The organism is Ramlibacter sp. (assembly GCF_035548915.1).
In the GTDB taxonomy this organism is placed as follows: Bacteria; Pseudomonadota; Gammaproteobacteria; order Burkholderiales; family Burkholderiaceae_C; genus Ramlibacter.
The window spans coordinates 1-14,364 of sequence record NZ_DASZSE010000005.1; the positions used below are offsets into that span (position 1 = coordinate 1).

12 protein-coding genes and 1 pseudogene are annotated in these 14,364 nt (G+C 65.0%); 10 read left to right on the forward strand and 3 right to left on the reverse strand.

Going from position 1 to position 14,364, the window contains the following annotated elements; all coding sequences use genetic code 11:
- Window positions 1-666 precede the first annotated feature (666 nt).
- The 3 genes from VHA82_RS00780 to VHA82_RS00790 all read right to left on the reverse strand — a co-directional run bounded on the left by VHA82_RS00780 (window position 667) and on the right by VHA82_RS00790 (window position 2,783).
- The gene (locus VHA82_RS00780) at window positions 667-987 is read right to left on the reverse strand and encodes a cytochrome c (protein ID WP_325539262.1); all 321 of its coding nucleotides are present in this window, start codon (window positions 985-987) and stop codon (window positions 667-669) included.
- Between the two features lie 11 nt (window positions 988-998).
- Window positions 999-2,228: a molybdopterin-dependent oxidoreductase gene (locus VHA82_RS00785; protein ID WP_325539264.1), complete on the reverse strand. Its 1,230-nt coding sequence runs from the start codon at window positions 2,226-2,228 to the stop codon at window positions 999-1,001.
- 75 nt (window positions 2,229-2,303) lie between these two features.
- Window positions 2,304-2,783: a YqaA family protein gene (locus tag VHA82_RS00790; RefSeq protein WP_325539266.1), complete on the reverse strand. Its 480-nt coding sequence runs from the start codon at window positions 2,781-2,783 to the stop codon at window positions 2,304-2,306.
- 131 nt (window positions 2,784-2,914) lie between these two features.
- On the opposite strand from VHA82_RS00790, the gene dusB reads away from it, so the two are divergent.
- The 10 genes and pseudogenes from dusB (at window position 2,915) to VHA82_RS00830 (ending at window position 14,158) form a co-directional block, all read left to right on the forward strand.
- A complete protein-coding gene (gene dusB, locus VHA82_RS00795; RefSeq protein ID WP_325539268.1) occupies window positions 2,915-3,961 on the forward strand; it encodes a tRNA dihydrouridine synthase DusB in 1,047 nt (348 codons plus the stop codon).
- Window positions 3,962-4,040: 79 nt separating this feature from the next.
- On the forward strand, window positions 4,041-4,277 hold the full coding sequence (locus tag VHA82_RS00800; RefSeq protein WP_325539270.1) for a Fis family transcriptional regulator: 237 nt from the start codon (window positions 4,041-4,043) through the stop codon (window positions 4,275-4,277).
- Window positions 4,274-5,848: a bifunctional phosphoribosylaminoimidazolecarboxamide formyltransferase/IMP cyclohydrolase gene (gene purH / locus VHA82_RS00805; protein WP_325539272.1), complete on the forward strand. Its 1,575-nt coding sequence runs from the start codon at window positions 4,274-4,276 to the stop codon at window positions 5,846-5,848. Before VHA82_RS00800 ends, purH begins: the two co-directional genes overlap by 4 nt.
- A 151-nt stretch (window positions 5,849-5,999) precedes the next feature.
- Window positions 6,000-10,775: an RHS repeat-associated core domain-containing protein gene (locus tag VHA82_RS00810; RefSeq protein ID WP_325539274.1), complete on the forward strand. Its 4,776-nt coding sequence runs from the start codon at window positions 6,000-6,002 to the stop codon at window positions 10,773-10,775.
- Between the two features lie 21 nt (window positions 10,776-10,796).
- Window positions 10,797-11,186: a hypothetical protein gene (locus VHA82_RS00815; protein ID WP_325539276.1), complete on the forward strand. Its 390-nt coding sequence runs from the start codon at window positions 10,797-10,799 to the stop codon at window positions 11,184-11,186.
- Between the two features lie 240 nt (window positions 11,187-11,426).
- Window positions 11,427-11,780, forward strand: a complete 354-nt coding sequence (locus tag VHA82_RS25230) for an RHS repeat-associated core domain-containing protein (protein WP_414708607.1) — start codon at window positions 11,427-11,429, stop codon at window positions 11,778-11,780.
- Between the two features lie 162 nt (window positions 11,781-11,942).
- Window positions 11,943-12,329, forward strand: coding sequence for a hypothetical protein (locus VHA82_RS00820; protein WP_325539278.1), 387 nt, complete (start codon window positions 11,943-11,945; stop codon window positions 12,327-12,329).
- A 658-nt stretch (window positions 12,330-12,987) separates the two neighbouring features.
- Window positions 12,988-13,158: pseudogene (locus VHA82_RS25235) on the forward strand (polymorphic toxin type 37 domain-containing protein); the annotation flags it as partial.
- 2 nt (window positions 13,159-13,160) lie between these two features.
- Window positions 13,161-13,514, forward strand: coding sequence for a hypothetical protein (locus VHA82_RS00825; RefSeq protein WP_325539280.1), 354 nt, complete (start codon window positions 13,161-13,163; stop codon window positions 13,512-13,514).
- 164 nt (window positions 13,515-13,678) lie between these two features.
- On the forward strand, window positions 13,679-14,158 hold the full coding sequence (locus VHA82_RS00830) for a hypothetical protein (protein WP_325539282.1): 480 nt from the start codon (window positions 13,679-13,681) through the stop codon (window positions 14,156-14,158).
- Window positions 14,159-14,364 lie beyond the last annotated feature (206 nt).

Below are 14,364 nucleotides of genomic sequence, written 5' to 3' on the forward strand. Positions count from 1 at the left end.
GCCGCGCTCATCGCGCAGCCCTACCGGATTCCTGTCGCCGAACGGTCTCGCGGCCCCGCGCCGCAACTTGCTGCGTGTTTGGCGCGCACGCCAAACACTCCGCGCGAACAAGCGGCGCGAGCATGTCCACGTACGCCCGGCGCGATACGCGCTGCGCGCTCTCGTCGCCGTGCTGGCCGCAAGACCGTTCACCGACAGCGCCTGTGCTTTATTGCGCGCCGCAGCCCGGCCGCACGCGGCGTTGCAGATGCACAGGGGCATGCCACCGGTGGTGTGCCACGGTCTCACAGCAAAGCTGCGTGTGGGCGGGCTGCGGCGCGCGATACAGCACAGGCGCCTGCGGCGGGGGTGCCCCGCGCCCCCGCGCGGCGGCGCGAGCGCTGCAGGCGCGTATCGCGCGGCGCGTACGTGTTCTGATTCGCGGCGCTTGTTCGAACGGAGAGTTTGGCGTGCGCGCCAAACTCGCAGAGAGTTGCGCCGCGGGGGCGCGGGGTCGCCCGGCGCAGGGGATCGAGAGTGTGGCGCGCAGCGCCGCACGAGCGACGCCGTAGCGCGCGCCGCGGCCCGCCCACACGCAGCTTTGCCGCGAGGTGGTGGAGAGCGAACGAGCCGAACGAGCCCAACGAGCCGAACGAACCGAACGAGCCGAACGAACCGAACGAGCCGCTACTTCCCCTGCTCGTTCCCGTACGTCTTCACCAGGTAGTCGACGATCTCGGGCATGTCCGCATCGTCGATCGGCGCCTTGAACACCGCCTTCATGCGCTTCACCATCGCATCCCAGTAAGGACGCGCCGCGGTCGGCGGCTGGTAGAGCATGTATTCCGCCGAGTGGCACGCAACGCAGTTGCCCTGCGCCTTCACGTAGCCGGGCAAAGGACTCGCCTTCAGCTGCGCTCCGTCCGGCGGCAACTGGATCGTCTTGGCAGCAGGCACCGCCGCGACACTGAACGAGAAAGCAGCCGCGAAAAGAAGGTGCTTCTTCATCGTCATCCCCCTCACGCCGCCGTCACCTTCACCGACTCCACCACATTGCGCATGTAGCCCGCCGGCTGCCACAACGCCTCCATCGGCTGGCTCTGGCCCGAGCGGTTCCACGCGCGCACGCGCAAGTCGTGCGTGCCTCGCTCGGGCGTGAACCCGAACGTGAATTCGCGAAACGAATAGCGCCCCAAGTCCTGCCCAAGGCTCGCGCCACGCCAGGTCCGCCCGCCGTCGGCGGACCAGGCGACCTCGCGGATGCCCTGTCCGCCGTCGAAAGCGATGCCGCGCACGGTGTACACGCGCCCCGCATCGACGCGCTGCCCGTCGGCCAGCGACGTGATGAACGAACGCACGTTGAACCGTCCGATCGGCCGGGTGCGCGCGGGCGCGGTGCCGGGATCGATGCACGCGCAATCGTTGTCCGGGACGCGGTACGCCGGGTTCATCCAGAAACCGTCGAACACCTTGTCGACCACGTCGATCTGCGACAGATGCTTCACCCAGTAGGTGCCGTAGTAGCCCGGCACGACCAGCACCACCGGATAGCCGTTGAGCATCGGCAGATCGGCGCCATTCATCTGCCACGCGATCATCACTTCGCCATCCATCGCGTGATTCACCTCGAGGGCCTTCACGAAGTCGCCTCCACCCATCACGCCGTTGTCGAGACCGTCGAAGGTGACTTGCCGCGCGCTTTCCTTCAGCTCGGCGCGCGCGAGCACGTCCTTCAGCGGCACGCCGAGCCAGCGCGCATTGCCCATCGCGCCGTTGCCGAGCTGGCCGCCCGTCACCCGCGGCGCGAAGAGGCCCCGGCTGTTGCCCGAACACTGCTTGACCGCGACGTACTCCACCGGCTTGAACTGCGTCTTCAGCTGCTCCAGCGTCAGGTCGAACGACTTGCCGGCGGCCGGGCCTCCCACCTTGATCACATGGCGGTCGGCATCGACCGACGTCGGAATCGCGGCGTTGTGATACCGCACGAAGAACGCATCGTTGGGCGTGAGGAGGCCTTCGTTGAACACCTCGAACGGCGTTTCGAGCTGCGGCGGCCGCGAGGTAAGCACGATGAGCGGCCGCTTCTCGGGAAACGCGACGAGCCTGCGATGGCCGTTCACCATCGGCAAGTCGGTCTCCTGCGCCGCCGCGCGTGTTGCGAGTAAGAACGGCCCGCCGAGCGTGAGGAAGGCGGCCGACGAGCCGACGATGCGGCGGCGAACGGAATCGACGGATCCGGTGCGGTCCATGAAAGTCTCCTCCTGCAGTGCGTGCGTGCGTGCGATGCGAAGCGTTGCACCGCGCGCGCCCGCGCAGGTGAGGACTTACCCGAACCCGCCCGGAAACCAGTGGATCAGGGCCGACGTCAAGAGCACGTACCTCAGGAACTTCCCCACGAGCATGTAGGCCGTGCACGGCCAGAAGGCGAGCTTCAGCCAGCCCGCCACCGCGCACAGCGGGTCGCCAATGATGGGCACCCAGGCAAGCAGGCAGGCCTTCGGCCCCAGACGCTCCAGCCATTCGAGCGCCTTCGCGTGCGACTTCGAATGCCGGTACTTGTCGACGATGGCGTGCGCTTCGTAGCCCATCCACCAGTCGAGCATGCCGCCGAGCGTGTTGCCCGCCGTGGCCACCAGCACGGCGGGCCAGAAGAGGCCGGGGTTGAGCTGCAGCAGGCCGAAGAGCGCGGGCTCCGAGCCGATCGGCAGCAGCGTCGCGGAAATGAAGGCGGCGACGAAGAGCGTGCTCAGGCCGTATTCGGGCAGCGCGAGCAGCACGAAGAGCGACGTCATCCAGTTCGGCATCGGTTTGCGCAGTGTGCGGGAGTCAAGCCCCGCGAATATGTAGTCGCATACGCAATTTTTTATTTCAACGGCTGAAATCGCCCGGGCCTACAATCGTGCCTCATTTTTCAGCACAGAGGGATTCGAGGGCCATGCAGATCGGCGCGCACACTGCGACGAACAATCTGTTCGTCGCGCCGATGGCCGGCGTCACCGATCGTCCGTTCCGGCGGCTGTGCCGCTTGCTCGGCGCGGGCTACGCGGTGAGCGAGATGGTCACGTCGCGCCGCGACCTGTGGAATTCGCTCAAGACCTCCCGCCGCGCCAACCACGACGGCGAGCCGGGCCCCATCGCCGTGCAGATCGCGGGCACCGACGCGCCGATGATGGCCGAAGCCGCGCTCTACAACATCGATCGCGGCGCGCAGATCATCGACATCAACATGGGCTGTCCGGCCAAGAAGGTCTGCAGCAAATGGGCCGGCTCCGCGCTCATGCGCGACGAGCCGCTCGCACTCGCGATCGCCGAAGCGGTGGTGCGCGCATGCGAGCCGCACGGCGTGCCGGTGACGCTCAAGATGCGAACCGGCTGGTCGTGCGAACACCGCAATGCGGTCGCGCTCGCGCGCGCCTTCGAGTCCGCCGGCGTGCGCATGCTGGCCGTGCACGGCCGCACACGCGAGCAGGGCTACGGCGGCTGCGCCGAGTACGGGACCATCGCGGAAGTCAAGCATGCCGTGAGCATCCCGGTGGTGGCCAACGGCGACATCGATTCACCTCAAAAAGCGCGTGAAGTGCTGGCCGCGACCGGCGCCGACGCGATCATGATCGGCCGTGCCGCGCAGGGACGGCCGTGGATCTTCCGGGAAATCGCGCATTTCCTCGCGACCGGCACCGAGCTCGCACCGCCGCTCGTGGCCGAGGTGCGGAGACTGCTGCTCGATCACCTGGAGGACCACTACAGCCTGTACGGCGAATTCACCGGTGTGCGCAGCGCCCGCAAGCACATCGGCTGGTACGTGAAGGGGTTGCCCGGTGCGGCGCAATTCCGTGCACGCATGAACGCGATCGAGGACGCCGCGTCGCAGTGGGAGGCTGTGGCCGCGTTCTTCGATGCGCTCGGCACCGGATGCGACCGCATGCCGCGACCCGATCCCGGTGAGGAGACCGGGCAGCGAGAAGAAGAGGTAGCAGTATGAACAACGCAAAACCGCCGCAAGTTGCAAGGGCCCCCTCCGGGGGCGCCGCCGTACACGCAGTGACAAGCGTGGGGGCTCTATGAGCAAAAGGCACATCGAGGAATGCGTGAGGACGAGCCTGGAGGGCTACTTCAAGGACCTCCGCGGCACCGAGCCCGACGGCATGTACGAAATGCTCGTGAAGGTGGTCGAGCGGCCGCTGCTGGAAGTCGTGATGGCCAAGGCCGAGAACAACCAGTCGCGCGCCGCCGAATGGCTCGGCCTCAACCGCAACACGCTGCGCAAGAAACTGGTCGAACACAAACTCATCAAATGAACGCACTCCTTTCGGTCTCCGACAAAACCGGCATCGTCGACTTCGCGCGCGCGCTGCATGCGCTCGGCATCCGCCTCATCTCCACCGGCGGGACGGCAAAGCTGCTGGCCGAGCACGACCTGCCCGTCACGGAGGTCGCGGAGCTCACCGCGTTCCCCGAAATGCTCGACGGCCGCGTGAAGACGCTGCATCCCAAGGTGCATGGCGGCCTGCTCGCCCGGCGCGACCACCCGGACCACATGGCCGCGCTGCATCGCCACGCCATCTCCACCATCGACATCCTCGTCGTGAATCTCTATCCGTTCGAAGCCACGGTGGCCAAGCCCGGGTGCACGCTCGAGGACGCGATCGAGAACATCGACATCGGCGGGCCCGCGATGGTGAGAAGCGGCGCGAAGAACTGGAAAGACGTCGCCGTGCTCACCGACGCGTCGCAATACGACCGGGTGCTCGCGGAGCTGAAGACGGCGGGCGCCGTCTCGCGGACCACGAAGTTCGCGCTCGCCGTGGCCGCCTTCAACCGCATCAGCAACTACGACGGCGCGATCAGCGACTATCTCTCGTCGCTGCAGGAAGACGGCACGCGCGCGCTCTTCGCGGGCCAGTCGAACGGGCGCTTCGTGAAGCTGCAGGACCTGCGCTACGGCGAGAACCCGCACCAGCAGGCCGCGTTCTACCGCGACCTGTATCCGGCGCCCGGCTCGCTCGTGACGGCCAGGCAATTGCAGGGCAAGGAGCTCTCGTACAACAACATCGCCGACGCGGATGCGGCATGGGAATGCGTGAAGGGCTTCGATGCGCCCGCGTGCGTGATCGTGAAGCACGCCAATCCCTGCGGCGTTGCGGTGGGCCGCGATGCGCTCGACGCGTATTCGAAAGCCTTCAGGACCGATCCCACTTCCGCCTTCGGCGGGATCATCGCGTTCAACCGCACGGTGGACGCTGCGGCGGCGCAGGCGGTGGGCAAGCAGTTCGTCGAGGTGCTGATGGCGCCGGACTTCAGCGACGAAGCGCTCGAGGTGTTCAAGGCGAAGGCGAACGTGCGCGTGCTGCAGATTGCCTTGCCCGATGCGAACGGTGTCACCGACTGGGAGCGCGGCCGCAATGCGATCGATGTGAAGCGCGTGGGCTCGGGTCTTCTGATGCAGACCGCGGACAACCGCGAGATCACGCTCGCCGAGCTGAAGGTCGTGACGAAGAAGCAGCCCACGCGTGAACAGATGGAAGACCTGCTCTTTGCGTGGAAGGTCGCGAAGTACGTGAAGTCGAACGCGATCGTGTTCTGCAAGGACGGCATGACGCTGGGCGTGGGCGCGGGGCAGATGAGCCGCATCGATTCGGCACGAATCGCGAGCATCAAGGCGCACAACGCCGGCCTCACGCTTGAAGGATCGGCCGCTGCGAGTGACGCGTTCTTTCCGTTTCGTGACGGCCTGGACGTGGTGATCGACCACGGCGCGGGCTGCGTGATCCAGCCGGGCGGGAGCATGCGCGATGCGGAGGTGATCGCGGCGGCGGACGAGCGCGGCATCGCGATGGTGTTTACCGGGGTGCGGCACTTCCGGCATTGAGCCGTCATTCGCGCGTGACGCGTGCGCGCGGAGAGGATCTGAACTTTCAGTCAGATGCGTTGGATCGGCACGAGGCTCATACCTTCGTATGAATCGATAAGCCCATCAGAGCCCCTAGCATCGCGCCTTCCGATCAAAGGGGAGGCGACTCGTGCAACAACGAGCGAAGAGCGGCAGCGCCGCCGCATGGGCAGTTGCGTTCGCGTCGATGCTGTGGACGTGCGCGGCACACGGCCAGCAATGCCATCCGTATCAGGCGAGCGTTTCGTCGGGCTACTTCGGCGCTTGGGGTAACACGCCCGCGCAGGCTTGCCAATCCATCGTGGCGGCGATGCCGCATCCGAAGCTCACGAATGGAGGCGCAGTCTCGTCGGACGTGAGCTTCGCAGGCGTGCAGCAGACCGGCGCCACCTCGTACAACTGTCTGCTGCACGAGGAGTCGCACCGCGTGAGCGACGGGGCGGTGTTTCCGGGCGTGGACTTCGCACTCGATGGCGTGAGCGGGCCCGCGTGCAGCCTGAAGACGGCGGTCATCTCACTGGCAGGCGCCACGCGGACGAAGGCGCTCGCGGCGGGCCCCGTGCTGCCGCAGGTAGCCACCGTCACGCAGGACGGCGCGCCCGCGGTGGGCAAGACGGTGAGCATCGGCGTGCAATCGGGCGGCACCGTGACGGGCCTCACCGACGGCGCGGGCCAGATGCGCTTCACCTACATCCCGCCGCAGCGCCGCGCGCGGCTGGACCTGCTCACCGCCACGTGCGACTCGTGCGTGAACGTCGCGCAAGAGGCGATCGTGGTGGACAGCCCCGACATGTGCGAGCGCGGCGTGGGCAACCCGATCCAGCCGGGAAGTGGCGAGAAAGTGCAGACCGAGGAAGACTGGACGGATAACGCTGCGCATCCGCTCACCTTCATCCGCACGTATCGCAGCGGCGGCAACGTGACGGGGGCGGGCATCGCGAGCGCGCCGCTTTATCCCTCGCAGCTCAACGCAAGCATGGGCGGCGCACCTTGGAGCCACAACTTCGCGGGCCGGCTGGAGCTGAACGACCCCGATGCGGCGGTGCGGCTGGGCGACGGCAGCAAAGTGCTCTTGCGCCGCGACACGGCCGGGCTCTGGCGCGCGGACAACGTCCGGGACTTGCTCGTTCCAAACGATGCGGGCTACGCGTACGTGCGCGCCTCGGACGACACGCGCTGGCAGTTCGACCGCTTCGGTGTCCTGCAGGCGATCGTCGAGCGCAACGGCTGGACGATGGCGCTTTCGTACAACCCCTCGGGCCAGCTCGTCTCGGTCACCAACGCCGCCGGCCGCCAGCTCACGTTCGAGTACAACCCGCTTGGCCTACTCACCTTCGTGCACCCGCCCGATGGCGCCACGCTGCAGTACGGCTACGACAGCAGCCTGCGCTTGCGCGACGTGGTCTACATCGATGCACGCTCGCGCCAGTACGGCTACGACGACCGGCGCTGGCCCAACGCGCTCACCGGCATCGTCGACGAGAACAACAAGGCCTATGCCACCTTCACGTACGACGCGCAGGGCCGCGCGGTGAGCACGCAGCATGCCGGGGGAGCCTTCGGCTACACGGTGGACTACGGTGCATCGTCCGCTCCCACGGCGGTGGGCAGCCTCGCGCTGGGCACCTCGATCGATGCGAGCGTCTACCGAAGCGGCGCGCAAGTGACCGACCCGCTGGGCAACGTGCAGAGCTTCGGCTGGACCGGCGGCAGCGGCCGCATGGTCCTCACATCGGGCAGCGGCGCCTACGAAGGCAACACGGTCGCTTCGCGCACGCTCGACACCACGGGCCTGCCCACGCTGGAGAGCGACTACCTCAACGTCCAGACCCTTTACGGCTGGGACACCGCGCGGCAGTTGCCAGTCTCGACGACCGAAGCGGCCAACACGCCGCAGGCGCGCACCACGCAAATCCAGTGGCATCCCACCTATCGGTTGCCGCTACTCGTGAGCGAGGCGGGGCGCAGCGCGGCGTATCGATACGACGAGCGCGGCAACGAACTCGAACGCACGGTCACCGACACGGCCACGGGCCGGACACGCCGCTGGCGCTGGACGTACCACGCCAGCGGCCTCGTCGAGACCCTGACCGACCCGAGACAGGGCACCTGGTCCTATGGCTACGACGCAGCGGGCAATCGCACGAGCGTGAAGGACCCGATGGGCCGCGTGACGCTCGCCGAATACGACACGGCGGGTCGGGTCGTGAAGCAGACCGATGCGGACGGCCTCGTGACCGCCTACGGCTACGACCTGCGCGGCCGGCTGATCGCGCAGCAGCGCGCGGGCGAACTCACCCGATTCACCTACACGCCCGCCGGCCTGCTCGAAAGCGTGACGCAGCCCGATGGCTATCAGGTCGTCTACAGCTGGGACGACGCGCATCGCCTCGTCGCCGCCGCGGACAACCGCGATTCGGTCGTCGCCTACACCCTGGACGCCGCGGGCAACCGCGTGCACGAGGAAGTGCGCGATGCGGCGGGCAACATCGCGCTTGCCACGAGCCGAACCATCAACGCCTTGAACAAGGTGGCGATGCTCAAAGGCAGCCGGGGCTCCGGCGTGCAATTCGCCTACGACGCCAACGGCGAGCTCACCGGCGAAACCGACGCGCTGAATCATTCCACCATCGACACGCTCGATGCGCTGCGCCGCCCCGCGGCCACCCAGTATGCCGATGCTGGCACGACCCGTGCGCAGTGGAACGCGCTGGATCAGCTGGAGCAGTTCACCGATGCGCGCGGAGTCGCCACGCGCTACACGCGCAACGCATTCGGCGAAGTCCTCACCGAATCGAGCCCCGACATCGGCACGGTGCGATACACCCGAGACGATGCGGGTGACATCATCGCCATCGAAGATGCCGCCCACCAGACGACGCGCATCCAGCGCGACGCGCTGGGCCGACCCACGCGCCTCACCTACGGCGCCGACAACGAAATCCTGATCGGCTACGACGCGATGGGCCGCGCGGGCGGCTTCGACGATGCTTCGGGCAGCACGCGCTTCACCCGCGATGCGCTCGGGCGCATCACCTTCAAGTCGCAGACCGTGGCGGGCGACTCGCGGCAGTACGCGCTCGGCTACAGCTACGACCGAGGCGACTTGGCTAGCGTGACGTATCCGAGCGGGATGGTGGTGCTGTATCGCCGCGGCGCCGGGCGCATCGGCGGCATCGACGTGCAGATACCCGAACAGCAAGGGCGCAAGCGCTTTGTGCAGACGAGTGCGTTCGTCTCCGGCCTGGCCTACACGGCGTTGGGGCAGCCCAGGAGCTGGAGCTGGGCGAGTGGCGACAGCGCGACGCGGACGTTCGATGCCGATGGCCGGATGACGACGAGCGAGGTCGCCACGTTCGGCTACGACGATGCGGGGCGCATCACCTCGCTCACGCAGAACCTCTGGGCCACGCGCCCCACCGACACCACGCCGCAGCTGTATGAGCAGCCCGTGACCTGGAGCGTGGGCTACGACAGCCGCGACCGCATCACCAGCTTCACGCGCGCCGGGGCATCGAGCACCTACACCTACGACGCCAACGCCAACCGCCTGACGAGCGAGGAGATCACGGGCAGCGAAGTCGACCTGGAGGGCACCTTCGATCAGCCCGGCGTGGCGCGCATGGCCGGCCAGACGCTTGCGATCGAGCCCACGAGCAACCGGCTGCTGGGCTTCACACAGACGCTCACCACGATTCGCAACGGCCAGAGCACGGCCAGTTCCAAGACGAGCGTGGCCTACGGCATCGACGAGAACGGCTCGATCACGAGCGACGGGCTGCGCGGCTTCGGCTACGACGAACTGGGGCGCCTGAGCCAGGTGACAGCCATGCACGACGGCGAAGTGGCCGCGGTCGAGTACCTGTACAACGCGGCGAGCCAGCGCGTCTTCAAGAGCGAGCCGCGGGCCGAGCAGGCCAAGCCGGGCAAGGAGACGCTCGGGCGGCAGTTCATCAAGTGGGTGCAGTCCCATCTGGGATGGGTGTTCCCCGCGAGCGCAAAGAAGGCGGCGCTGGGCCGCGTGTTCGTCTATGGCGACGAACAGCTTCCGGGCTGGGCGCTCCTGGGCGAGTACGACAACGGCGGGGCCAACGCGAAGGACAGCATCGAGTACATCTGGCTGCCCACCGAAGATGGCGGCGCGCTGCCGGTGGGACTTGTCACGGGAGGCAAGCTGTACGCGATCCATCCGGACCATCTGGGAACGCCGCGGCTCATCACCGATGCGAAGAACAAGGCGGTGTGGCAGTGGCCTTACAGCGCGTTCGGCAGCAACCGGCCAACGGGGCCGCTTGCGAGAGCAGCGGGGGGCGAGCGCGGGGAGACGAGACTGAAGGCGACGTCACCCGGCGTGGAAACGAACCTGAGATTGCCGGGGCAGTACGGTGACTCGGAGAGCAATCTGTTCTACAACGGGTTCCGCTACTATCAGCAAACACAGGGGAGATATTCGCAGGCGGACCCGGCGGGTCTGAATGGTGGGAAGAATCGCTTCATCTACGCAGGTGGGAATTCGATCTCGTATATCGATCCTACTGGGAAAAATGCCGTAGCCGGCGCGGAATTCGGAGCAGAGACTGGATTCGCTATTGCTGGTCCGCCAGGCGCGGTTGCGGGGGGAATTCTTGGAGCGATAGGCGGCTATGTGGTTGCCGATCATCTTGGCAATCTGATCTTCAATCGTCCGAAGAATCCACCTGACATTGGGCCTCCCAATGGTTGGATTCAAGGTCCGAGGCGAGGCCGGCAATACTGTCCTGATGGAACACCCCAATTCGACATCGACAAGCCGCACCAAGGCAATGAACAAGATCACGTCCACCAATGGCCGGGCGGTATTCGAGAGGAGCCGGGGCGGCCGGTGTCGCCGTGGCCACGTCAGCCGGCATCTGGTGCTGGAGGCTGACTCTGAATCGATGGAGGATGTATGAGATTTATCGAAAGCCGGCTGTTGGGAATCCAAATTGACGAAGCGGGTCGCGAGGTTGTGTTGTCATTCATCGACTCACAGGGCCGCAGGTTCGCTGTGCAGCTGCATGGCGTGGAAAGGCTGCTTGTCAGCGAGATGCGCCAGCAAAACGTCGTCGAGGCGGTGACGCAATGGAAGCGTGGAGGAAGCCCCGTCGGCTTGCGGGAGGCTGCCTTTTCCTTGATGACGGGTGTTGATGAGAAGGACTGTGCTCCGGAACTGGCGATGGTCGCTCGCGAGGTCGCAGACAGAGTGGTACGCGGCGACCTGGAGTTGATGGAGGTCAATGCAATATTCGGAGCACAAGTTCTAGCCTCGTTTGCTTCAATGCAGACTATCTGGTGCTGACGAGGGCGGAACCAGAGCGCCTTCAACAGCCAGCCGCGGGCGCATCGGGCCAAGGGCGGCCAGCTGTATGCGATCTACCCGGACCATCTGGGAACGCCGCGGCTCATCACCGATGCGAAGAAAAAGGCGGTGTGGCAGTGGCCTTGCAGCGCGTTCGGCGGCAACAGGCCAACGGGGCCGCTTGCGAGAGCAGCGGGTGGCGAGCGAGGAGAGACGAGGCTGAAAGCGACGTCACCCGGCGTGGAGACGAACCTGAGATTCCCCGGGCAGTACGGTGACTCGGAGAGCAATCTGTTCTACAACGGGTTCCGCTACTACCAGCAAGGGCTGGGACGCTTTCCGCAAGCCGATCCGACGGGCTTGGACGCTGGATTGAACCGTTTTGTCGCGTCATCGCGCTCCCAAACCGACCCATCCTCGCATTGCTTTCCTCGACTCCCCTTGATCGGCCGAAACTTGTCCGGCGCCGTGTCCGCATTGTCCGGATACGAGGCCTCACCACTGCTCTCGGAAAGCAACGGACCCACAATGGACCAACCGAGCCATCCTCCAATACCCGCCCCCGCGATGCCACCGACGATGGGAATCCGGTGACGGGTGCAATGGCTGGGGCTAGTGCGGGGGTCGTGTTCGACCCATTGGGTACCTGTCCAGCCATGGCGGAGATCAGTGGAAGCGCTGGCCAGACAAGAAATCCTGGGAACGTGGCAAAAGTCCCAACAGCGTTTGGCCTGATGGTCGTGTGAGGAAATAGCAATGACGCAGCTTAAGTTCGACGCCCTCTTCCGTGCCGCGTTGAAGGACTGGCCCGAGGCTCTGGACCTGACCGTCATCGAGACGGCCGACACTGAGCTCAGTCGTTACTCGATAAGAGGGCTCGGCCGGCAGGCCGAGGACATCGAGAGGCGCTACTTTGGGAAGAAAGACGAAGTGATTCGACGTGAGCTGCATTGGGCGTTGTATACCGTCATCCATGCGGCCGCGAGAAACATCACTAGCTTGCGCGTTACGGCCATACGAGCGGAGACGGTGCGTTCGACGTTTGAACGACGCCTGCGTACGGCTGCCGATGCCAAAGATGGTGAGTGGGAGGCAGCGGACTTCGCGCTCGTGAATCGATACTTCGAGGAGAACGCGCGATAGAAGACGATCATGTATTCGCCGATGGCGACGACCAGCGTCCGGCCGGGCTCTGCTGGGCGAATACGACAACTGCCCCGGCCTCTCCTGTGGACCACCCGGATCGAACTGGGTGGGATTCCGATTCGTCGCGAGCGAGGTCGCCAAGCTTGGCTACGACGACGCGGCGCGCATCACCGTGGCAAGATTCGACCTATGCCTAAATGGGAAGGTGCAAGACGAAGATTCGCACTCGCATACCCTCCGCTGCCAATGTTGATCAATATGGCAAATGAGATTGATCGCTTCGGCTCTCCCGTGCTCAAGCATCCCGAACTATTCCTGACGGCCAGCGCCCACGCAGGAATGACAACCCGACAGCTCAAATCGCCTTGAAGGCCTCGCGCGCCGCAGCGATGGTCGCTTTGGACTGAATCCTGTAGCGGGTGCGTGGGCTGGAACAGGCGCTGGCTCTGCATTTGGCCCCGTCGGAACGGTCGTTGGCGGCGTCGTTGGCGCCGGAATCGGCGCATGGATCGGCTGGAATGTGGTTGGCCCAATGCTTGCCAAGCCGCCTGACAATGCATATGACCCGAACGGATCGAAGGCGCCTGGTAAACCCGGTGAAGCTGAAGGCTTCAAAGACCCCAAGGCCGGAGAGAACTAGGTCCGAAATCCAAATGGACGCGGCTGGGGATGGCAAAGCGCGAATGGAGGCGTGTTGTGTCCCACCGGACCCGATTCGGGCTCGACCGGTGACGCGCATGGCGGGCCACACTGGGATGTCCAGTACCCAGGTGGCCGTTACGATAACATTTATCCAGGCGGACGTCGCCGTTTGGAAGACATGTGATCTTGAAGGTCGCGCTAACCAGCTTCTACTCGCGAGGGGATGAGCGCCGGTTGTTTTCGGGCTTCGAAGAGATACCTGCGATACGCAGCGTGCACGGAGTGGGCCGAGAACTGCTTCTCGAAATAGATTTGTCTCTACTTGGCAAGGAGGCTCTTCGCGAATTGGTTGCATTGCTTTGGCGTTATGGAATTCCACTGGCACCTCTGCGGGTTCTCTCGAGCAAAAAGAAGTTCAGTTGGCTCAACGATCATCAGGGGTATTGGTACGGCACGATGTTCGACGAAGCTGCAACCCGGCCTTTGCATGAAAAGGTCGCGGGCAAGTCTCGCGCGACCGCTCACGCTCGCAGTCGCTGAAAAGCAGGCCCCGCGGGCGCATCGGGCCAAGGGCGGCCAGCTGTATGCGATCTACCCGGACCATCTGGGAACGCCGCGGCTCTTGCATGCGCGCTATCACCGAGGAGCAGATCGGCGAGGAACCCTCTCAGCGCGGCGCGTCCTTGGACTGAGACTGATAGAACATGCAACACATACGTGATCTACCCTCAGGTGGCTGGGATTTGAACGGTTACTTCGCATACCTCGAAGCCATCAAGCAGCAATTGCCCGAAGAGGTGTACGCGTTCGCGTCGTACAGAGGAAATTACGACCTGACCAATCATCAGAGTCTGCACGATGCATGGCTTCAGAGCATCTGTGTGCTGGAGCCAGCCGAGGGGGAGCGTGCTGAGATTCGTCGCTTGGAGATTCAATGTCGCTTTCTTGGTCCTTATCACGACAGGATCATTGAACTGACATATTCGGATGTGCGCTGGTATTCCTTGAGGCATTCGTTGGGTGGGGAAGCGAGGTCCGCGAATTCCAGAGGGCACGGCGATATGCTCATTCACGAGATCAGGCTTGGACAAGACTGCATCGTTCACGAAATGAACTTCTCCGACGGTGCGGTGTTCGAAATCGGCTTCGCCGGCTTCGAGCACACCGTAACCCCTCGTGTATGACCCTACCCGGACCATTTGGGAAGATCCCGATTACGAAAATCTCATCAACTCAATCAGTCCGACCTGTGCGTGGTACTCGAATGCCACGTCGCCTGCCTGGGATGCCGGGAACTAGAAGTTGATTGTCGACTCGTTGGAGCCGATCCCCGCGATGGATCGCCTGAAGCATCTGGAGCTGGATCACATGCGCCCCCCACGCAGGAATG